The organism is Chromobacterium haemolyticum DSM 19808 (assembly GCF_000711885.1).
GTDB lineage: Bacteria > Pseudomonadota > Gammaproteobacteria > Burkholderiales > Chromobacteriaceae > Chromobacterium > Chromobacterium haemolyticum.
Window position 1 is genome coordinate 1 of record NZ_JONK01000020.1, and the last position, 21,115, is coordinate 21,115.

General features: G+C 62.6%; 17 protein-coding genes and 1 rRNA gene. 9 read left to right on the forward strand and 9 right to left on the reverse strand.

All coding sequences use genetic code 11. The features are described from left to right. The first annotated feature begins 157 nt into the window (after positions 1 to 157). Together rrf and BR71_RS12980 are read left to right on the forward strand one after the other, a co-directional pair. Positions 158 to 272, forward strand: a 5S ribosomal RNA gene (gene rrf / locus BR71_RS12975). Between the two features lie 349 nt (positions 273 to 621). Further along, on the forward strand, positions 622 to 1,371 hold the full coding sequence (locus BR71_RS12980; protein WP_052370544.1) for a carbonic anhydrase family protein: 750 nt from the start codon (positions 622 to 624) through the stop codon (positions 1,369 to 1,371). A gap of 28 nt (positions 1,372 to 1,399) precedes the next feature. On the opposite strand, the gene BR71_RS12985 is transcribed toward BR71_RS12980, so the two are convergent. Together BR71_RS12985 and pdxR are read right to left on the reverse strand one after the other, a co-directional pair. After that, entirely contained in the window at positions 1,400 to 1,891 is a 492-nt protein-coding gene (locus BR71_RS12985; protein WP_043637992.1) for a 2-thiouracil desulfurase family protein, read from the reverse strand. After that, the gene (pdxR, locus tag BR71_RS12990) at positions 1,882 to 3,339 is read right to left on the reverse strand and encodes a MocR-like pyridoxine biosynthesis transcription factor PdxR (RefSeq protein ID WP_043637996.1); all 1,458 of its coding nucleotides are present in this window, start codon (positions 3,337 to 3,339) and stop codon (positions 1,882 to 1,884) included. Before pdxR ends, BR71_RS12985 begins: the two co-directional genes overlap by 10 nt. 91 nt (positions 3,340 to 3,430) lie before the next feature. On the opposite strand from pdxR, the gene BR71_RS12995 reads away from it, so the two are divergent. The 3 genes from BR71_RS12995 to BR71_RS13005 all read left to right on the forward strand — a co-directional run bounded on the left by BR71_RS12995 (position 3,431) and on the right by BR71_RS13005 (position 6,084). Continuing rightward, positions 3,431 to 3,814 carry a rhodanese-like domain-containing protein gene (locus BR71_RS12995; protein WP_043637998.1) on the forward strand — a complete coding sequence of 128 codons (384 nt, stop codon included), beginning with the start codon at positions 3,431 to 3,433 and terminating at the stop codon, positions 3,812 to 3,814. Between the two features lie 11 nt (positions 3,815 to 3,825). Next, positions 3,826 to 4,557 carry a GNAT family N-acetyltransferase gene (locus tag BR71_RS13000; protein WP_244269627.1) on the forward strand — a complete coding sequence of 244 codons (732 nt, stop codon included), beginning with the start codon at positions 3,826 to 3,828 and terminating at the stop codon, positions 4,555 to 4,557. A gap of 78 nt (positions 4,558 to 4,635) precedes the next feature. After that, positions 4,636 to 6,084 carry a hypothetical protein gene (locus BR71_RS13005; protein WP_043638000.1) on the forward strand — a complete coding sequence of 483 codons (1,449 nt, stop codon included), beginning with the start codon at positions 4,636 to 4,638 and terminating at the stop codon, positions 6,082 to 6,084. A gap of 302 nt (positions 6,085 to 6,386) precedes the next feature. On the opposite strand, the gene BR71_RS13010 is transcribed toward BR71_RS13005, so the two are convergent. The 6 genes from BR71_RS13010 to BR71_RS13035 all read right to left on the reverse strand — a co-directional run bounded on the left by BR71_RS13010 (position 6,387) and on the right by BR71_RS13035 (position 15,827). Then, complete coding sequence (locus BR71_RS13010) at positions 6,387 to 7,847, reverse strand: NAD-dependent succinate-semialdehyde dehydrogenase (RefSeq protein WP_043638004.1); 1,461 nt, start codon at positions 7,845 to 7,847, stop codon at positions 6,387 to 6,389. A gap of 63 nt (positions 7,848 to 7,910) precedes the next feature. Further along, positions 7,911 to 9,176, reverse strand: a complete 1,266-nt coding sequence (gabT, locus tag BR71_RS13015) for a 4-aminobutyrate--2-oxoglutarate transaminase (RefSeq protein WP_043594182.1) — start codon at positions 9,174 to 9,176, stop codon at positions 7,911 to 7,913. A gap of 506 nt (positions 9,177 to 9,682) precedes the next feature. Further along, a complete protein-coding gene (locus BR71_RS13020; protein ID WP_043594180.1) occupies positions 9,683 to 10,993 on the reverse strand; it encodes a TolC family outer membrane protein in 1,311 nt (436 codons plus the stop codon). A gap of 50 nt (positions 10,994 to 11,043) precedes the next feature. Then, a complete protein-coding gene (locus BR71_RS13025; protein WP_043638006.1) occupies positions 11,044 to 14,097 on the reverse strand; it encodes an efflux RND transporter permease subunit in 3,054 nt (1,017 codons plus the stop codon). Positions 14,098 to 14,104: 7 nt separating this feature from the next. After that, positions 14,105 to 15,169 carry an efflux RND transporter periplasmic adaptor subunit gene (locus BR71_RS13030; protein ID WP_019100870.1) on the reverse strand — a complete coding sequence of 355 codons (1,065 nt, stop codon included), beginning with the start codon at positions 15,167 to 15,169 and terminating at the stop codon, positions 14,105 to 14,107. A 1-nt stretch (position 15,170) separates the two neighbouring features. After that, on the reverse strand, positions 15,171 to 15,827 hold the full coding sequence (locus tag BR71_RS13035; protein WP_043638010.1) for a TetR/AcrR family transcriptional regulator: 657 nt from the start codon (positions 15,825 to 15,827) through the stop codon (positions 15,171 to 15,173). Between the two features lie 169 nt (positions 15,828 to 15,996). On the opposite strand from BR71_RS13035, the gene argB reads away from it, so the two are divergent. Continuing rightward, positions 15,997 to 16,878 (forward strand): acetylglutamate kinase, encoded by an 882-nt coding sequence (gene argB, locus BR71_RS13040; RefSeq protein WP_019100868.1) that lies wholly within the window; start codon positions 15,997 to 15,999, stop codon positions 16,876 to 16,878. A 161-nt stretch (positions 16,879 to 17,039) separates the two neighbouring features. Further along, a complete protein-coding gene (locus BR71_RS13045) occupies positions 17,040 to 17,474 on the forward strand; it encodes a CBS domain-containing protein (RefSeq protein WP_019100867.1) in 435 nt (144 codons plus the stop codon). Between the two features lie 169 nt (positions 17,475 to 17,643). Here BR71_RS13045 and BR71_RS13050 read toward each other — a convergent pair whose 3' ends face one another. Then, positions 17,644 to 18,411 (reverse strand): IclR family transcriptional regulator, encoded by a 768-nt coding sequence (locus BR71_RS13050; RefSeq protein WP_019100866.1) that lies wholly within the window; start codon positions 18,409 to 18,411, stop codon positions 17,644 to 17,646. 162 nt (positions 18,412 to 18,573) lie between these two features. Between BR71_RS13050 and BR71_RS13055 the strand changes: the two genes are divergently transcribed. Further along, positions 18,574 to 19,761 (forward strand): acyl-CoA dehydrogenase, encoded by a 1,188-nt coding sequence (locus BR71_RS13055; protein WP_043594164.1) that lies wholly within the window; start codon positions 18,574 to 18,576, stop codon positions 19,759 to 19,761. A 109-nt stretch (positions 19,762 to 19,870) separates the two neighbouring features. Continuing rightward, a complete protein-coding gene (locus tag BR71_RS13060; RefSeq protein ID WP_043638013.1) occupies positions 19,871 to 21,064 on the forward strand; it encodes a CaiB/BaiF CoA transferase family protein in 1,194 nt (397 codons plus the stop codon). Positions 21,065 to 21,115 lie beyond the last annotated feature (51 nt).

The following is a 21,115-nucleotide window of genomic DNA, read 5'->3' on the forward strand; positions in this document are numbered from 1 at the left end:
CTAACCGATACTAATTGCTCGTGAGGCTTGATCCTATCATTTGAGTGGCTTGGGAGACTGAGCGACGAAGTGTGGATGTGCGACACAATTGAATACCGAATATATGTGGGCTGATCAAAGATCAGCCCAGGCTTCTTCTAGTTTGTACCAGTTTATGTCTGGTGGCCATAGCGAGGTGGTCCCACGCCTTCCCATCCCGAACAGGACCGTGAAACGCCTTAGCGCCGATGATAGTGTGGCATTCGCCATGTGAAAGTAGGACACCGCCAGACGCCCGATTGCGAAGCCCAGCTCAGACGAGCTGGGCTTTTGCATTGGTGTTGTCAGATCTTGCCAAGCCTCCCCATGGGAGGCTTTCGCGCGTCTGGGGCGCGCTGGAGGCAGAGTAAGCACAACGGCAGTGCCGTTTTCTCTATTTCCTTCTTGTTTCTCTTCTTTAGAGTTGTTCGAGGCTTTGTGTTCGGCAGCCTGCAGCCGGAGCGGCACTTTTCATCACCATGTCCTAATTGCCTGTGCAGTGAACTAAGTCGCTAACTATCATCTAATTAGATAGTTACTAAATAAAATTAAAAAACTTTATACCACTGTACCTTTATGTCACTACACTAGGAAAGGACGCGAATGAGCGAGCATCTGTGTCGGGAAGTGAATTGCGGCGAGTCTATCGGCCGACGGACGGTGATGAAAACCGCCTTGGGCGCCGCGGCGCTATTTGCCATGGGTGCCGGCGGGGGCCTGAACGGCGTGGCGTATGCGGCGTCTTTGAGCAAGTCCCAGCGAGATGCGATGACGCCGGAGCAAGTGCTGGCGGAGATGGCGAAAGGCAATGAGCGCTTCCGAAGCGGCAAGCCGATGCAGCACGACTACTTGGCGCAAAAGCGTTCCAGCGCCGAGGGGCAGTACCCCTCCGCGGTGGTGCTCAGCTGCATAGATTCGCGCGCGCCGGCGGAAATCGTGATGGATGCGGGCATCGGCGAAACCTTTAATTCCCGGGTTGCCGGCAATGTGGTGAATGACGATTTGTTGGGCAGCATGGAGTTTGCCTGTGCGGTTGCCGGCGCCAAAGTGGTGCTGGTGATGGGGCATACCGCCTGTGGCGCTATCAAGGGGGCTATCGATCACGTGGAGTTGGGCAATCTGACGGGTTTGCTGGCGCGCATTCGGCCGGCGGTTTCTCTAACCAAGTATGATGGCGAGCGCAGCAGCAAGAATGCGGAGTTTGTCGATGCGGTGGCGCGCAGCAATGTGCTGCATACCATTGATCAGATTCGCAAGCGCAGCGATGTGCTGGCCAAGCTGGAGAAAGAGGGCCGGATCAAGATTGCCGGCGCGATGTATCACCTGAACGGCGGCCGCCTCGAGTTTCTGTAAAGGTCGTTCACGAGAGCGTCTAGGGGATTTACTCCCCAGGCGCTTTCAGCAATTCTTCCATGCGGTCCTCCGAACAGACCTTGATGCCAGCTTGTCGCAACAGGCTGGCAGTCACACCTTCCCCGTCCTTGAGCTTGCCGGAAAATTCGCCGTCGTAGATGCGGAGCGTGCCGCATGAGGGGCTGTTTGCCTTCAACAGCGCCTGTCGGCAGCCATGGGCCTGAGCCAGGCGCAGGCTGGCCTGGGCTCCGCGCACAAAGGCGGCGCTGACATTTTCGCCGGCGGCGGTTTCCACCGTGGCCTGACCGCGCAGCGCGGCAGCGCCGTCGCCACCGCGCAGCTCCGCCGCGGGCCTGGGCGTAGGTAGGCCACCCATGCATTCTGGACAGGCGGGGATCAGGGTGAATTCCCGGCGCAATCGCGTCCAGTCATGTTCAGCCAGCGGTTTGGCCTTGCCGTCGTAGCGTACGGGCTGCCCCAGCAGGCAGGCGCTGATCAGCAGCGTAGGTTTCACTTCCATCGCGTTTCCAATAGCGCCGCCAGCTTGAGCGCGGCGGCGTGAAGTTCCTGTTCTTCCACTCCGGCGTAGCCAAGCACTAATCCGTTGCGGTCCACCGGGCCGATGAAGTGCTTGGTCAAAGGACGCAGCCATAGTTGCTGCCGGGCGGCGGCGGCGCTGAGTTCCCATTCATCGAAGCCGGTCGGCAACTGAGCGACCAAGTGCAAGCCGGCCTCGCCGGCGGACAGTGGCAGCGCGTCGCCCAGCGCGCGCTGCAGAGTGCCGCGCAGCAGGTGTTGCCGCAATTGGTAGAGCTCGCGCATATGCTTGATATGGCGGGCGAAATGACCTTGTTCTATGAAGTCGGCCAGCGCGGCTTGCACCTGGTAATTGCCCTCCCGGTACAAACGCGCCTGGACGCGGCGGAACGGCTCCACCAGCGTTTCGGGCAGGATCAGGTAGCCCAGTCCCAGCGCGGGAAACATGACTTTGCTGAAGGTTCCGAGATAAATGACGCGCTCGCTGTCGGCCAGCCCTTGCAGGGAGGCGATGGGGTGGGTGGTATAGCGGAATTCGCTATCGTAGTCGTCTTCTATGATCCAGCTGTCGTGTAGCTTGGCTAACTGAAGCAGCGCTAGTCGTCGTGCCAGCGACATGACGACGCCGGTTGGATATTGATGGGACGGGGTGATGTAAATCAGACGCGGAGGCGTGGCCTGATGCGCGGGCGACGGGGCCATGCCTTGGGCGTCAACGGGAACCGGGACGATGTTCAGTTCCGCTGCTCGCAGCGCGGCCTGCGCGCCGCTGTAGCCGGGATCTTCCACCCAGGCGTCGTCGCCGGGGTCGGCCAATAGCCGGGCCAGCAGTTCCAGTCCTTGCTGCGCGCCTTGGGTGATGACGATTTGCTCCGGCTGGCAGCGCACCGAGCGCGATAGATACAGGTATTGGCTGAGGGAGCGCTTGAGTTCGGGCAGACCGCCGTCGTGGCGGTAGTGCAGATGGTCCAGCTGCGGGCGTTGGATATGGTTTTGCAGGCAGCGCTGCCATTGGGCGTGGGGGAATTGTTTCAGCTCTGGCGTCCCAGGGGCGAAGGCGCCAGCCAGCCCAGTGGGCAGCGTGCAGTGGCCGGAGACGCGCTGGCCGCGTTGCGACAGCCCCGGGTGTTGCTGAGCGCGCTGCGGCGGCGCGGAACGCGGGCTGAATAAGGCCGCGACATAAGTGCCGGAGCCGTGACGGCTTTCCAGATAGCCTTCGGCGCCCAGTTGTTCATAGGCGTTGAGAATGGTGTTGCGGCCCAGAGCCAGTTCCGCCGCCAGCGCGCGGCTGGCCGGCAAGGGCGCGCCGCCGGCCAACTGACCGGCGCGGATCAGTTCGCGCAATAAGCGGTACAGCTGGCGAGCCAGGCTTTCCGCGCCTTGACGTTGCAGCCGCTGGCGCAGGAAATCGATCAACCACTCGGTGGACAAAGTGGTTCCTCCATATTTTGCATGGTGGCACTGTTTGGGGTATGACTTGTCGCTTAGGCTAACAGCATTTACAAGGCCACAGGAGAAAAAAATGTTGAGTCAGCAAGATTTTTACGCCGCCAAGCTGGCGTACGAGATGGACGCCGCCGATGTCTGGAGTGCTTTGCAAGCCGGAGAAAAATTGGTGTTGATCGACGCGCGCGCGGAAGAGGCCTTCCTTAAGGAAACCCTGCCCGGCGCCGTGTCCGTGCCGCATAGAACCATGGACGAGGCAAGCACCGCGCACTTGCCCAGAGATGCGGTTCTGGTGTCGTTCTGCGATGGCATCGGTTGCAATGCGTCGACCAAGGGGGCCATGAAACTGGCGCGTCTTGGCTTCAATGTGCGCGAATTGCAGGGCGGCCTGGATTGGTGGGTACGCGACGGCTATGCAACCACGGAGCGAGCTGGCGTCGCCGTGTCCTGCGCATGCTGAAGGGGACGGCGATGATTGAGGCGAGCATGGCGTCGGCGGGCACGGTCAATGCCTTGGGCCAGGCGGTGGGGCTGCCGGTGTCGGAGTGGCGCGAGGCGGCCTGGCCCCCTAAGACGGATCTGCGGGGAGAGTTCTGCCGGCTGGAACCGCTGCAGGCCGAGCGGCACGGCCCAGGCCTGTTCGCGTCGATGGGCGCGGACGCGGAGGGGCGCAACTGGACTTATCTGAGCTATGGCCCGTTTGCCGCTTACGCCGACTTCTCTGATTGGCTGGCCGAGCAGCAACGGCAGCGTGATCCGCACTTTTACGCGATCGTGGACGCTGTCAGCGGGGAGGCGCTGGGCGTAGCCGCCTATTTGCGCATTGACCCGAAGATGGGCTGCATCGAGGTGGGGCATCTGAATTTCTCTCCCTTGCTGCAGCGCAGGCCGGCGGCGACGGAAGCGATGTATCTATTGATGCGTCAGGCCTTCGCGCTGGGTTATCGCCGTTATGAATGGAAATGCGACGCCTTGAACCAGCCTTCACAGCGGGCGGCGCTAAGGCTGGGTTTCCGCTTCGAGGGTCTGTTTCGGCAGGCCATGGTTTACAAGGGGCGTAATCGCGATACCGCCTGGTTTTCCGTCCTGGATCACGAGTGGCCGGCATTGCGGCTGGGCTTCGAGAACTGGTTGTCCGCTGACAATTTCGACGCGGCGGGCGAGCAGCGTCGAACATTGGCGCAATGGAGGGGAGAGGATTGATTTGGCCAGCGGACTTCAAGCCGCCACGCTAGGCAGGTACAATGAGTGTTTGATTTATTGAATAGATTCGCTTGCCAGATGAAATCCCTGCCGCGTAATGCCCGCATCAAGGGCGAGCCGTTTTTGCCCAACCGCTTCATTTTTGGTGATGCCGTTGACGATCAGGGCCTGGAAGGTTCCGAGTACCTGATTCACACCGAAGCGCCGGCTTTTGTTTGCCGTTTGGTTGGCGACGACGACACGGACTTTCCCGGACGCGATCGCGAAGGTCTGACTAGCGCCATGCTGTTCGACGAGGCGGACAATGTGACGGTCTATGTCTGCAATCTGCGTCTGCGTTTATTCGACTTCAACTTCAGCAATGAAGACGAGATGCCGACCGTGGGCCAGTTGCAGGCGATCTGCGACGAAGCGATGCAAGCTTATCAGCGTCTGCACAAGGCCTATGCCGACCGCGAGGCCGCGGGGCCGGTTCCGCGCGAGATGCGCACCGGCCCTACCGAGCCGCTGCCTCCGGCGGAGCGCGGTCGAGCGGTGAAGCAATTGGTGGAGCTGGCGCGCCGCGCGGTGGATCAGCCCATGGAGCGCGCGCAGCTGGCAGGCGAGGTGCAGATGGCGCTGGCGGCCGGCGACCAGGCCGTGTTCACCGAGTCGCAACTGGCGCTGTTGTCCCAACCGGCCGCGCGTCAGTTGCTGGTCAATTGCGCGCGCGACGCAATCGCTTTCCCCGAGGTGATGCGCAAGGATGGCTCGGTGGTGTCGTTCGAACTCTGGGCCTTGCCGTTCGCGTTTTCACGCGCCCAGGGCGGCGTGTGGTGGCATTTCCCTCAGCTGGAGCGGCTGGAAGTGGCGCTGGCGGATGCACTGGAGGTGCCGGAGCAGTCGATACTGTGGATTTCGCCCACCTTGTTCTCTCTGGAGATGCTGAACGAACGCGCCTGCCAAGACCTGGTGCAGTTGGCGCCGGTGATGGATGCGGGTTGCGATTTCGCGCCGCTGGATCCGGACTCCTCGCGCGCCACATACGAGGCGGCGCGCAAGACCAACGAGCCGCAACTGGTGCTGGCCTGGATTCCCTTCTTGGTGGAGCGCGGGGCTTTGCCGCCGGAGCAGGCGCGCCGTTTGGCGCGCAAGGCACTGGATGCGGCGATGCCGCTGGTACAGCAGGCGGTGGGCGCCGAGATGGAATACGGCGAGGCCGAACTGTTCGCGCCCTTGCCCTGGTGGGAGGCGGTGCAGACCGGTGTACGAGCCTGGAACCGCAAGCGCCTGGGCGTGACCGCGGCCTTGCTGGCCGCGAGCGCGGGCGGGGTGCAAGAGCTGGAGGCTGTTGCGGAATATCAGCCGGAAATGCAGGGCTACGAAGTGGGCTTCCGCCTGCGCGGCCGAGAGGAAGTGGCGGCGCACGCGCCGTGGCTGGTGACGCCGGATGTGGCGCCTGAGCGCGACGAGGCCTGGCGGGATCTGGCTGAATGCCTGAAAGAGGCCGGGATTCCCCTGTCGGAGACCTTGGCCAAGTTCCACTAAGAGTGGCTAACAAAATACCTGATGCTGCGTTGCGCCGACTTGCCGTACTCAAGTACTGCCTGCGTCGGCGCGCCTTGCCTCAGCCGTGAAACTGATTTTTGTTAGCCGTACTTGTTCAATGTGTGCTGAGCTTCGGCGGTGCGGCCTTGGAAGGCTCTTCAGAGTGCTTGTGTACCGTGTGTACATTCCACTTCTTCTGCGCTTGCTCTTGCTCGCGAGATTTTGAACAGGTTCTAAGCGTCGCGACTGCGGCAATAAAAAACGGGCTGGATATCCAGCCCGTTTCGCATTGGCGGGGCGCTTTACTGGTCGATGCCGCCTAGCAGTACGTATTTGATTTCCAGATAGTCCTCGATGCCGTACTTGGAGCCTTCACGCCCCAGGCCGGATTGCTTGACGCCGCCGAAGGGCGCGGCCTCGTTGGACAGAATGCCGGTGTTGACCGCCACCATGCCGTATTCCAGACCTTCTGACACGCGGAAAATGCGGCCGATATCGCGGGCGTAGAAGTAGCTGGCCAGGCCGAACTCGGTGTCGTTGGCCATCCGGATCGCCTCTTCTTCGGAATGGAAGCGGAACAGCGGCGCCAGCGGGCCGAAGGTTTCCTCCTTGGCCACCTTCATTCGCGGCGTAACGTCGGTGATTACCGTCGGTTCGAAGAAGCTGTGACCCAGCGCGTGGCGCTTGCCGCCTGCCACCAGTTTGCCGCCCTTGGCCAGCGCGTCGGCGATGTGTTCTTCCACTTTGGCCACTGCGTTCATGTCTATCATCGGGCCTTGAGTGACGCCAGGTTCCAGACCGTTGCCCACTTTGAGCTTGGCCACCGCGGCGGCGAACTTCTCTGCGAAGGCGTCGTAGACGCCATCCTGCACCAGCAGACGGTTGGCGCAGACGCAGGTCTGGCCGGCGTTGCGGTATTTAGAGATGATGGCGCCTTCCACCGCGGCGTCGAGGTCGGCGTCGTCGAATACGATGAAGGGCGCGTTGCCGCCTAATTCCATCGACACTTTTTTGACGGTGTCCGCGCATTGAGCGATCAGCTTGCGGCCCACTTCGGTGGAGCCGGTGAAGGAGAATTTCTTTACCAAGTCGCTGCCGGTCAGCACCGCGCCGATTTCGCTGGAGCCGCCGGTGAGCACCGAGAACACGCCGGCGGGAATGCGCGCGCGTTCTGCAAGCACGGCCAGGGCCAGGGCCGAGAGCGGGGTCTGGCTGGCCGGGCGCACCACCATGGGGCAGCCGGCGGCCAGCGCCGGGGCCGCTTTGCGCGTGATCATCGCATTGGGGAAGTTCCACGGCGTGATCGCTGCGGTGACGCCGATCGCTTCCTTGTTGACCAGGATGCGCTTGTCGGCTCCGGGAGAAGGGATGGTGTCGCCGTACAGGCGCTTGGCTTCTTCAGCGTACCACTCGATATAGGACGCGCCGTAGGCGATTTCGCCCTTGGCTTCCGAGAGCGGCTTGCCCTGTTCGCTGGTGAGGATGACCGCCAGGTCGTCCTGATTCGCCATCACCAGATCGAACCAACGGCGCAGCAGGGCGGCGCGTTCTTTCGCCGGCTTGCGTTTCCAGAGAAGGAAGGCTTCAGCCGCGCCGGCCACGGCGCGCTCGGCCTCGGCCTTGCCCATTTTGGGCACGCTGGCGATAGTTTCGCCCGTGGCGGGGTTAGTGACGGGAATGGTTTCGCCGTTGTCGGCGTCTAGCCAGGCGCCGTTCACATAGCACTGCTGCTTCAGCAGCGCGGGGTCTTTCAAATTCAACATGGGTTCTCCAACGCAGAGATGTCGGACTAGGCCCGCGCCGGCGGCGCGGGCACGGCGCGGCCTTTAAGCTTTGAGCGCGGCTTCCAGCTTGGCCAGGGCTTCTTCGAACACCGCGTCTTCTATGGTCAGCGGGAACAGGAAGCGCACCACATTGGCGTAGACGCCGCAGGTCAGCAGGATCAGGCCGGATTCCAAGGCCTTGGTCTGTACTTTCTTGGCGAAGTCCGGGTCGGGTTGCGGGCTGCCGGGCTGATTGAATTCCACCGCCAGCATCGCGCCCAGCCCGCGGACCTCGGCGATCTGCGGCACCGCGCTCTTCAGGCCGTGCAGTTTTTCCTTCAGCAGCTCGCCCAGGCGGTTGGCGCGGTCCAGCAGCTTTTCTTCGGCGATGACGTCGATCACCGCCAGCGCTGCGGCCACCGCCAGCGGGTTGCCGGCATAGGTGCCGCCCAGGCCGCCGGGGGCGGGAGCGTCCATCAGCTCGGCCCGGCCGGTCAGCGCGGACAGCGGGAAACCGCCGGCCAGCGATTTGGCCATGGTGATCAGGTCGGCCTGCACCGGATAGTGCTCCATCGCGAACAGCTTGCCGGTGCGGGCGAAACCGGACTGCACTTCGTCGGCGATCAGCAGGATGCCGTGCTCGTCGCAAATCTTGCGCAGCCGGACCACCCACTCGCTGGGCGCGACGTAGAAACCGCCTTCGCCTTGCACCGGCTCAAAGATGATGGCGGCGACGCGTTTGGGGTCGACGTCGTACTTGAACAGCTTTTCCAGCCCGTTCAGGGAGTCTTCCACGGACACGCCGTGCAGCGCGTTGGGATAGGGAGCGTGATAGACGTCGCTGGGGAAGGGGCCGAAGCCCACTTTGTACGGAACCACCTTGCCGGTCAGCGCCATGCCCAGCAGGGTGCGGCCGTGGAAGGCCCCGCCGAAGGCGATCACCCCGGCGCGGCCGGTGGCGGCGCGCGCCACTTTCACCGCGTTTTCCACTGCTTCGGCACCGGTGGTGAACAGCGCGGTTTTCTTCGCGTGCTGGCCCGGCGTCAGTTGGTTCAGCCGCTCGGCAAGACGGATATAGGATTCGTACGGGACAACTTGATAGCAGGTGTGACTGAACCGGGACAGCTGTTCGGCGACCGCGGCCTGTACTTTGTCATGCAGATGGCCGGTATTCAATACGCCAATGCCGCCGGCGAAATCGATATAGCGTTTGCCGTCGGTATCCCAGACTTCGGCATTCTTGGCGCGCTCGGCAAAGAAGCCGCACATCACGCCCACGCCGCGCGGGGTGGCGTCGGCCTTGCGTTGCATCAAATCCTTATTGCTCATCTGCTATCTCCTCGACGTTGTGCGGTCGGCACCGCGTCTGGCGGACCGCCGCGAATCGGTGTCGGAGCGATGCCGGTCTATCGTGGCGCCGGCTGGCCGCTCCGTGGCTTGGCTTTCATTATTCTTGTCTGACCGTCTCAGCACCTGTTTACGATCTGTTGCGCGTTGGCGGAATAGTTTAGACAAGGGCGTTAAAAACGGTTTCGAAATGCGTACATTCCGCTCTCTTAGCCGCAATGCCTTGTCTCGCCCACGCTCGCGATATCGTAAGCACGTTCTCAGGCATTCTATGTTTGTGTTTAGCAAAAAGCTACACGCGCACTAAAAAATTAAACACCTGTTGCGCGGATGCCAGCGGAGGAGCGTGGAAGGGGCGGGGAGACGGCGGCCATGCCTGCTGGCATGGCTGCGGAGAGCCTAAGCCAAGGCGCGCCGACGCAGGCAGTACTTGAGTACGGCAAGGCGGCGCGCAGCATCAGGGGTTTGTTAGCCACTCTTAGCGGGGGTTAACGGCGGATGACGGCGTTGAGCTTGCTCAGTACCTCGCTATCCAATTGGCCGGCGGCTTGGGACAGCGACAGCCGCGCGATCAGATACTCATACTTGGCGGTGGCCAGGCTGGTGAGCGTCGAGTAGTAAGCCTGTTCGGCCTGCAGCAGGTCGATATTGGTGCGGATGCCCACTTCCTTGCCCAGGCGGGTGGACTCCACCTTGCTCTTGGCGGAGATCAGCAATTGCTCCTGAGCGCGCACCAGAGCCGCGCCGTTTGTAACGCCCAGGAAGGTGCGGCGCACGTCTTCGCGCACTTGGCGGCGGACGGCTTCCAGCTTGTCTTTGGCGGACTCCTGCTGCGCCGCCGCCTCGCGCACTTGCGAGTTGATGCCGCCGCCGGCGAACAAGGGCAGGGTGATGCCGACGCCTATGCTGCTGCCGCGGGTGTGAGGCTGCTGCATCGGGGCGCGGGTCTGGGTATCGCTGTAGCCGGCGGTCAGGCTGATCACCGGCAGGTGGCCGCCTTTTTTCTCGGTGACGTTCTTGCCGGCGATTTCCAGCGTTTGCTCGGCGGCCTTGATGCTCAGACTGTTGCGCAGGGCGATCCCGATCCAGGCTTCCAGGGTAGCCGGCGTCGGCAGTTCCAGCGGCAGCTTGTCCAACACCGGTTGGATGGTCTTGGGGTCCAGCCCGGTGATGCGGCGCAGATTGTTCTCCGCCAATTCCAGGCTGTTGATCGCCTTGATTTCCTGGGCCACCGCGCCGTCGTAGCCGGCTTGGGCTTCGTGGGTGTCGGTGATGGTGGCGGTGCCCACTTCGAAGGCGGTCTTGGCTTGTTCCAATTGTTGCTGGAACGTTTTCTTGCTGGCGCTGGTGGCGGACAGGGTGTCCTTGGCCAGCAGCACGTTGAAATAAGCTTGGGAGGTATCCAGGATCAGCTGTTGTTCAGCTGCGCCGTAGCTGGTTTCCGCTTGCTGAGTGGCCAGCTTGCCTTTTTGGTAGCCGGTGTATTTGCTGACATCGAACAGCGGCTGTTGCAAGTTGACGCCGTAGGTGGTGGAGTCGTAACCGCCTTGGCCCGCGGGTGCGATTGGATTGGTGTAATTGTAATTGGCGGTGGCGCCCACCTGGGGCATCAGCAGCGCGCGGCCTTGCGTCGCTTTTTCCCGGCCGGCGTCGAGGTCGGAGCGCGCGGCGGCGAAGTCCGCGTTGTAGTCGCGGGCGGCGCGCCAGGCTTCAACCAGGTCGAAGGCGTGGGCCGGCAGGGCGAAACCCAGCAGCAACAGGCTGCCCAGTAGGGGCAATCGGAATCGGGTCTTGTTCATTTGTGTTTATATGCTCGGTTTGTTTTGTCTCGTCGCGCGGCAAGGTGTCGTCAGGCCTGAGGCCGCCGTACCTTGAACCATTGCGCGTACAGCGCCGGCAGGAACAGCAGGGTTAGCACCGTGGCCACCAGCAGCCCGCCCATGATGGCCACGGCCATCGGTCCCCAGAACGTGCTGCGGCTCAGCGGGATCATCGCCAGGATGGCCGCCAATGCCGTCAGCATGATAGGTCTAAAACGTCTAATTGTGGAGCCGACAATAGCGTGCCAGGGATCGATGCCGTCGCGAATGTCGTGTTCGATCTGGTCAACTAGGATAACCGAGTTGCGCATGATCATGCCGGACAGCGCGATGACCCCCAGCATGGCGACGAAGCCGAACGGCGCGCTGAAAGCGATCAGGGTCAGCGTCACGCCTATCATGCCCAGCGGCGCGGTCAGCAGCACCATGATGCTGCGTTGCACGCTGTGCAGCTGCAACATCAGCAGGGTTATCACCACCACCAGCATCAACGGCGCCACCGCCGCAATGGCTTTTTGCGATTTGGCGCTGGATTCCATGCTGCCGCCGGTTTCGATGTGATAGCCCAGCGGCAGCGTCTGCTCCAGCGCTTGCATCTTGGGCAGCAGTTGCCGGGAGATGTCCGCGCCCTGGGCGCCTTCCGCCGGATCCGCGCTCACCGTGATGGCGGGCAGGCGGTTGCGCCGCCAGATGATGCTTTCTTCCGGCTGGTATTCGATGTGTCCTATCTGCGACACCGGCACAAAGCGGCCGCTGCCGGTTTGTATCATCAAGTTGCCGAGGCCGGCGACATTCTTGCGTTCGTCCGGATTGAGCCGCGCGACGATGGCGATGGCCTGGTCGCCTTCGCGGAAGCTGGTCACGGTGGCGCCGGAAATCAGCATCTGCAATTGCTGCGACAATTGCTGAGAGGACAGGCCGAGCGCGCGCGCCTTGTCCTGATCGATGCGGATGCGCAGGGCCTTCACCTGCTCGCCCCAGTTGATATTGACCTGGCGGGTGGATGGATGCGCGCGCATCAGCGCTTCCACCTGGGCGGCGATGGCGCGCACCTTGACGTGGTCCTCGCCCATCACCCGAAATTGCACCGCGTAGCCCACCGGCGGACCGTTCTCCAGCCGGGTCACCCGGCCGCGGACATTGGGGAAGTCGTTGTCGAATAGCTTTTCCAGCCGTTTCTTCACGTCTTCGCGCACATGTTCGTCCCGGGTCATCAACATCAGCTGCGCATAGTTCAAGTGTTGCAGCTGCTGATCCAGCGGCAGATAGAAACGCGGGCTGCCGCTGCCGACGTAGCTGGTGACGCTGACGATGTCCGGGTCGCGTTTGAGCAGGGCTTCCAGTTTTTCAACTTCGCGCTCGGTGGCCTGATGACTGGCGCCGCGCGGCAGCCACATGTCCACCATCAGTTCGGGCCTGTTGGACGAGGGGAAAAACTGTTGAGCCACCAGCAGCTTGAAGGCCAGCAGGGATAGCACGAAGGCGGCCAGCGTCAGGGCGATCACGGTCTTGCGCCGTTCCAGGCACCATTCCACCACCCTGCGGAAGCGGCGGTAGAACGGTTTGTCGTAAACATCGTGCGCCTCGTGGTGCTGGAGGTTTTCCGGCAACAGCTTGTAGCCCAGGTAGGGGGTGAACACCACCGCGACGATCCAGGACAGCACCAGCGCGATGCCGACCACGGCGAACAGGCTGAACACGTATTCGCCGGCGTTGGACTTGGCGATGCCCACGGGCAGGAAAGTGGCGGCGGTGATCAGGGTGCCGGTCAGCATGGGGAAGGCGGTGCTGGTGTAGGCGAAGGTGGCGGCCTGAAACTTGCTCCAGCCTTGTTCCAGCTTCAGTGCCATCATTTCCACCGCGATGATGGCGTCGTCCACCAGCAGCCCCAGCGCGATGATCAAGGAACCCAGCGAGATACGCTGCAGGTCGATATTGAAGAAATACATGGCCAGAAAAGTCATCGCTAGCACCAGCGGGATGGACAGCGCCACCACGATGCCGGTGCGCAGGCCCAGGCTGAAGAAGCTGACGGCCAGCACGATGACTACGGCCTCCACCAGCGAACGCATGAATTCGCCAACCGCGTTCTTGACCACCTTGGGCTGGTCGGAAACCGAATGGATTTCCAGGCCCACGGGCATCTTGGACTGGATCTGCAGCATGGCGGCATCCAGGTTTTTGCCCAAGCGCAGCACGTCGCCGCCGCCCTTCATGGTGATGGCCATGCCCAGCACCGGTTTGCCGTTGAAGCGCATGGTGCTGAGCGGCGGATCAATGTAGCCGCGTTTGACCGAGGCGATGTCGCCCAGGCGGAAGGTTTTGCCGTTGACGGTGACCGGGGTGGCGGCGATAGCCTCCACGCTGGCGTAGTTGCCGGTGGGGCGGACCCAGATGCGGTCGCTGGCAGTTTCGAACACGCCGGATGGCGTCATCGCGTTTTGTTGTTGCAAGGCTTTCCAGATGGCGCTGGTGTCCAGCCCCAGCGAAGCCAGCTTGGCGGTGGACAGGTCCACGTAGACGCGCTGCTCCTGCACGCCCAGCAGGCTGACCTTGGCCACGTCCGGCACGCGCAGGATCTCGCGTTTGGCGTCCTCCAGGTATTGGCGCACTTCCTCGTAGCTGAAACCGTCGCCGGCGAAGGCGTAGATATTGCCGAAGGTGTCGCCGAACTCGTCGTTGAAGAACGGTCCCTGGACTTCCGCGGGCAGGGTGGCGCGGATATCGCCTATCTTCTTGCGCACCTGGTACCACAGTTGTTGCACGTTCTTGGGCGGCACGTCTTCGCGCACCGAAATCAGCAGCAGGCTCTCGCCCGGTTTGGTATAGCTTTGGACGTAGTCAATCTCGCCCATCTCCTGCAGCTTTTCCTCCAGCTTGTTGGTGACCTGCTGTTCCATCTCCAATGTGCCGGCGCCGGGCCAGTAAGCTTGCACCAGCATGGCCTTGAAGGTGAATTCCGGGTCTTCCTTCTGGCCCAGCTGGGTGTAGGCCCAGACTCCGGCCAGCATCAGCATCACCATCAGGTAGCGCACCAAGGACTGGTGACGCAGCGCCCATTCCGACAGATTCAGTTTTTTCATGGCCGTCTCAGTGCTCCAACAGTTTCACGGCCTGGCCGTCGCGCAGCAGGTGGATGCCGGCGGTGACGATTTTGTCGCCAGGCCGCACGCCCTGGGACAGGGTGGCGGAGTCGGCGTCTACGCGGCTGACTGTCACCGCGCGGCGAGCGACCTTGCCGTTGGGGGCGATCAGCCAGACATAGTGCTTGCCCTGTTCGTCCAGCAAGGCGGTCAGCGGCAGCCGCATCTGCGCGTCCGCGGCGTTAGGCAAGGCGACGCTGGCGGTCATTCCCAATTGCAGGCGGCTGGAGTCGCCGCTGATGGCGACGCGGGCGGCGTAAGTGCGGGTAGCGGGATCGGCGTCGGCCGCCAGCTCGCGCAGCGTGCCTGACATCGGCGCGCCGCCGTTCCATAGACTCACCTGGAATTGGCCGGCGCGGCGCACCTTGTCCAGCGCGTTCTCCGGCACTTGGACCGCGACCTCGCGCGCGCCGTCCTGCGACAGTCTAGCCATGGCCTGACCGGCGGCCACGACCAGGCCGGGCTCGGCAACCATCTGGCTCAGCACGCCGTCGGCGTCCGCCACCAGGCTGGTGTAGCCGGTTTGATTGCGGCTGGCGGCGAGCTGCGCCTTGGCTTGATCCACCTTGGCCCGAGCGGCGTTGACCGCGTTCTGTTGCCCGTCCACCTGAGCCTGGCTGACGAACTGCTTGGCCAGCAGCTCGCGGTAGCGTTTCAGGTTCAGCTCTTGTTGGCCCAGGTCGGATTGCGCGGCGGCCAACTGAGCTTGTTTGGCCGACAGGTCCAGCGCGTAGTCGCTGGGGTCCAGCCGCGCCAGCACCTGACCTTTTTTCACCCGGTCGCCGCTATTGGCCAGCTTGGCCACCACTTTGCCGGCCACGCGGAAGGCCAGATTGGTCTCGTGACGGGCGCGGATTTCGCCGGAGTAGCTATCGCCTTGTTGCTGGGCGGTGGCGCCCGCCACCACGTAACGGACGGGGCGAGGCGCTTCCGGAGGCGCCTCCGGTTTGCCGCAGGCGGCGAGGGTCAGACTGACGATGCCTAGCCAGAGGCAGTGAGCGGCGGTTTTCATGTCAATTCTCACAGGTTGGATTCTTCAGGCCTTGCAGCACCAACTGCAAGGCTTCGCTCAGGTGCGCGCGGGAGTACTGATGCGAGTAGCCGCAAACATCGGGCACCACCTTGGCGAAGGAGTGGGCCCAGGTCATCGCCATCACCAGGGGGGCCAGCAGAGCGTCGCTGCTGCTGGCGATGGGCAGGACGCGGAATTCTCCGCTATCCATGCCGCGGCGCAGGATGTGCTCGATCATGCTCAGACAAGGGGAAATCACTTCCGTGGTGTAGAAGCGCGCCAGTTCCGGGAAGTTGGTGGCTTCGGCAATGGCCAGCTTGCACAGGCCGGCGGCGGGCGTGGCGCCCACTTCATCCCACCACTTGAGCAGGAGGATTTGCAGCAGCTCGCCCACCGGCCCCGTATGTTGTTGTTCCAGTTCTACGAAGGCGCTGAGCCGGCTGGATAGATGGTGGCGCACCATGGCTTTGAAGATCTCTTCCTTATTTTGGAAGTACAGATAAGGCGTGCCCTTGGTCACGCCGGCGGCGCGGGCGATGTCTTCCATCTTGGTGGCGCTGAAGCCTTTTTCTACAAACAGGGTCAGCGCGGCGTCCAGGATTTCGCTGGGACGCGCGTCTTTTTTGCGCTGCCAGCGCGAGGCGGGGACTTGTGCCATGGGGATATAGCTGAATATTGGTTCATTAATAAGTTGGACTGTATTGCAAAATGCCGTTGTTCTGCAATTAATAAATTACAGTTCATTAACCGGCTTGATTAAAATGCAACAGATCAGACCACTAGGTCAGAACCGTCATATCGCCGGCCGGCAACGGTCCGGCGCAACCATGGAGAACGCCGTGCCGACCGATGCAGCAGAAAAAGCCCTGATTCTTGCCGAAGCCCTGCCCTATATCCGCCGTTTCGCCGGCAAGACCCTGGTGATCAAGTACGGCGGCAACGCCATGACCGACGCGGCATTGAAAGAGGGTTTCGCCAAGGACGTGGTTTTGCTCAAGCTGGTGGGCATCAACCCGGTAGTGGTGCACGGCGGTGGGCCGCAGATCAACGAACTGTTGAACCGCGTTGGCAAGCAGGGCGAGTTCATTCAGGGCATGCGCGTGACCGACTCGGACACCATGGATTTGGTGGAAATGGTGCTGGGCGGCTTGGTGAACAAGGAAATCGTCTCGCTGATCAACAAGCACGGGGGCAAGGCGGTGGGCCTGACCGGCAAGGACGGGCATTTCATTCGCGCCAGCAAAATGTATTTGAAGTCCGAAACCGATGATGAGATCGACATCGGCCAGGTGGGCGAAATCTCCGGCATCGATCCGTCGCTGGTGTCTTTGCTGGACAGCCAGGACTTCATCCCGGTGGTGGCGCCCATAGGCGTCGGCGAAGACGGCGAAGCCTACAATATCAACGCCGACCTGGTGGCCGGCAAGCTGGCGGAGACTCTGGGCGCGGAAAAGCTGGTGTTGATGACCAATACCCCGGGCGTGTTGGACAAGAACGGCAAGTTGTTGACCGGCTTGTCCGCGCTGCAAGTGGACGGCTTGTTCGCCGACGGCACCATACATGGCGGCATGCTGCCCAAGATCAGCTCGGCGTTGGACGCGGCGCGCAACGGCGTCAATGCGGTGCACATCATCGATGGCCGCGTGCCGCATGCGCTGTTGCTGGAGATTCTGACCGACGCGGGCGTCGGCACCATGATCCGGGCCTGACGCGCCGCAAGGTCTCGGCTTGGGGATGGCGGGCAGGCTTGCGTGCTTACCGAGGCGTCGCAGCCTGCGCTATAGTGGATTGGTAGGCGCTCGTCCGCGTCGTCCGGCGGTGGGAGAGGGCTACGGGAACGGCCGGATTGCCGGTTTGAAAGGGGACATGCATGCAAACGGTAAGACAGTTGTTGGACAGCAAGCCAAACCGCGCCTTGGTCTATGTGAACCCGGAGAGCACGGTGTTCCAGGCTTTGCAGGTGATGGCGGAAAACGATATTGGAGCGGTGCTGGTGATGGAGGAGGGCGGCATCGTCGGCATCTTCTCCGAGCGCGATTACGCGCGGCGCATCGTGTTGCAGGGACGCACTTCCGCCGGCACCAAGGTGCGAGACATCATGACCAGCCGCGTGGTCTACGTGACGCCCAGCCAAACGTTGGACGACTGTATGGGCCTGATGACCGAAAAGCGCATTCGCCACCTGCCGGTATTGGAAGGCAGCGATGTGATGGGCATGTTGTCCATTGGCGACTTGGTCCGCGCCACCATAGAGGAGCAGGAGCAGGTGATCAATCACCTGGTCCATTACATCCAGTCCGCCTGAACCCGGCGAGCGGTCTCGCGCGCTTAGAGCCTGTTCAAAATCTAGCGAGCAAGAGCGAGACAAGGCGAAAACGGCCGAGAAAGCGGAGTGTACACACGGTACATGAGCATTTCGAAGCCGTACTCACCGTGCAACGCTCCACGACGCACAGCCAATCGTAAACAGGTTCTTAGCCCAGCGGTGCCAGCCGCTGACGCAAGGCCTTCAAGGCCGGCGCGATGCGTTCGCGCATCGCGCTTTCGTTCAAGGCGAAGGCCGGGCCGCTGGCGTTCAGCGCCATCGCCGGCTGGCCGGGCACGGCCAAGTGCACGCCCACCGCCATCACATCCGGCTCGTACTCTCCAAAGGACGCGGAATAGCCTTGGTGCAGATAGTCTTGGCGGGCCTCCTCCAAGCGCGCGCTGATTTCCCCCCATTCCGCGCCGTAGCGCGCGGCCAGCACCGGCTGCAGCTTGAGTTGCTCCGTCGCCGTCAAGCCGGCGTAATAAGCGCGGCCTATAGCGGTGGTGGCTAGCGGTACCCGCGAACCCACGGTCAGCTGTACCGAAATGCGCGCCGGGCTGCGGCAGGTCTCCAGATAGACCATATCGCTGCCGTCGCGCAGCGCCAGGCTGATGGACATGCCCTGTTCCAGAGCGAACTCGCGCATCAGCGGTCCGGCGATCTGGCGGATGTCGTAGCTGGCCAGGACAGTGGAGCCCAAAGCCAGCACAGCCAGCCCTAGCCGGTAGTGGCCGCTGGCCTCGTCCTGGGCCAGATAGCCCAGCCGGGTCAAGGTGTAGCTCAAACGCGACACTGTTGATTTGGGCAGGCCGGTGCGTTTGGCCAGCTCCTGGTTGGACAGCGCCAGCTCGCCAGGGCGAAACGCCGCCAGTACTTCCAGCCCGCGCGCCAGCGCGGTGACGAACAACCGGTCCTTATCTGTTTCCAAATCCATTGCATCCATCTTGTTTGGTGAGCCTCCGCTTGGGTTGCGCGCTGCGGGCGGGCGTCGAGTTTCGCAAAAACGCTTTACATCCGTCCAGACGGCGATTAGCCTATTCTGCAATGTGAAACCAAGTTCCGCAATGCGGAACAAGATAACGCGGAGACAGAACTTATGGCAGCCCCTTCCAGTCGCGCGCCGTTCAGTTGGGACGATCCTTTGCTTTTGGCGGAATGCCTGAGCGAAGAAGAACGCATGGTGCAGCAGAGCGCCCATGACTACTGTCAGGACAAGCTGTTTCCGCGGGTGTTGAGCGCCAACCGCGAAGAACGCTTCGACCGCGAAATCATCAACGAGATGGGCGAGCTCGGGCTGCTGGGTTGCACTATCGAAGGTTATGGCTGCGCAGGCCTCAGCCACGTGGCCTACGGCCTGGTGGCGCGCGAGGTGGAGCGGGTGGATTCCGGGTATCGCTCGGCGATGAGCGTGCAGTCCAGCCTGGTGATGCATCCGATCTGGGCTTACGGCTCGGACGCGCAGAAAGACAAATACCTGCCGCGATTGGCCAGCGGCGAATGGCTGGGCTGTTTCGGCCTGACCGAGCCAGACTCCGGCTCGGACCCGGCCAGCATGAAGACGCGGGCGCGCAAAGTGGACGGCGGCTATCTGCTCAACGGCAGCAAGATGTGGATCACCAACAGTCCGCAGGCCGATGTGTTTGTGGTTTGGGCCAAGGACGACGAGGACGAAATCCGCGGCTTCGTGTTGGAAAAAGGCATGGCGGGTCTATCCGCGCCCAAGATCCACGGCAAGTTTTCGCTGCGCGCCTCCATCACCGGCGAGATCGTGATGGACGATGTGCTGGTGCCGGAAGACGCCATCCTGCCGGGCGTCAAGGGCTTGAAAGGGCCGTTTGGCTGCCTGAACAAGGCGCGCTACGGCATCGCCTGGGGGGCGCTGGGCGCCGCCGAATTCTGCTGGCACGCGGCGCGTCAGTACACGCTGGACCGCAAGCAGTTTGGCCGCCCGCTGGCCGCCAACCAACTGATCCAGCTGAAGCTGGCCAATATGCAGACTGAGATCGCGCTGGGCCTGCACGCCGCGCTGCGCGTGGGACGTTTGATGGACGAGGGCAAGGCCGCGCCGGAAATGATCTCGCTGATCAAGCGCAACAACTGCGGTAAGGCGCTGGACATCGCCCGGCTGTCGCGCGACATGCACGGCGGCAACGGCATCGCCGACGAATTCCACGTAATCCGCCATGTGATGAACCTGGAGGCGGTCAACACTTACGAAGGCACGCACGATGTGCATGCCTTGATTCTGGGCCGAGCCCAGACCGGTATTCAGGCGTTCGCCTGATAAGCCGGCGCGGCCGGGAGGCCGGCCGCGCCGTTATTCCTGTCTGTCCTTGGAGGCCCGGCTTGCCGGGCCGCTTTTTTTCGATGGACCGATGTATCGGGAGACGCAGATGACGGGCGCGCTGGAAGGCATCAAGGTATTGGATTTGTCCAGGGTATTGGCCGGGCCGTGGACCGGCCAGTTGCTGGCCGACCTGGGCGCGGAAGTGATCAAGGTGGAGCGCCCGGGCTGCGGCGACGATACCCGGCAATGGGCGCCGCCCAGCCTGCCGGACGGTACCGCGGCCTATTTTCTGTGCGCCAACCGCGGCAAGAAATCGCTGACCGTGGACATCGCCAAGCCGGAGGGGCAGGAGATCGTCCGCCGGCTGGCCGCCGACGCCGACGTGCTGATCGAAAACTACAAGGTGGGCGGGCTGGCCAAATACGGGCTGGATTACGCCAGCCTGGCCGAACTCAACCCGCGGCTGGTGTACTGCTCGGTCACCGGCTTCGGTCAGGACGGACCGTACGCGCAGATGGCCGGCTACGACTACATCGTGCAGGGCATGTCCGGGTTGATGAGCATCACCGGTCCGGCCGACGGCGAACCCCACAAGGTGGGGGTGGCAGTCACCGATCTGTTCACCGGGCTCTACGCCGCCAACGCGATTCAGGCCGCCTTGTGGGCGCGGCAAGGCAGCGGTCGCGGTCAGCATATCGACATGGCTTTGTTCGACTGCGCGTTGGCGATGCTGGCCAACGTCAACATGAATTGGCTGGTGGGCGGCGCGGTGCCGCCGCGCCTGGGCAACGCCCATCCCAATATCGTGCCCTATCAGGTGTTCAAGTGCGCCGGCGACGGCCACTTCATCCTGGCCTGCGGCAACGACCGGCAGTTCCGCTCGGTCTGCGAACTGATTGGCCACCCGGAATTGGCCGACGATCCCCGCTTCGCCAGCAATCCGCAGCGCGTCGCGCACCGGGACGTGTTGGTGCCCTTGTTGACCGCCGGCTTCTTGGCCCAGCCGCGCGACGCCTGGCTGGCGCAACTGGACCAGGCGGGCGTCCCCTGCGGGCCGATCAACACCGTGGACGAGGCCTTCGCCGACCCGCAAATTCGGCACCGGCGGATGCAGATTGAACTGCCGGGTTTGGATGGCGAGGCGGTGCCTCTGGTGGCCTGCCCGATCAAACTGTCGGACACGCCGCCTCAATATCGCGACGCGCCGCCCCGGCTGGGACAGCACACCGACGCCTTGCTGGAGCAGGCCGGTTACGACGCAGAGGCTATCGCCCGTTTGCGCGGCGCGGGGGTGATCTGAAGCATGGAGATGCTTTCGGCATTTTAGGCGTCTGGGTGTCGCGCGCGGATT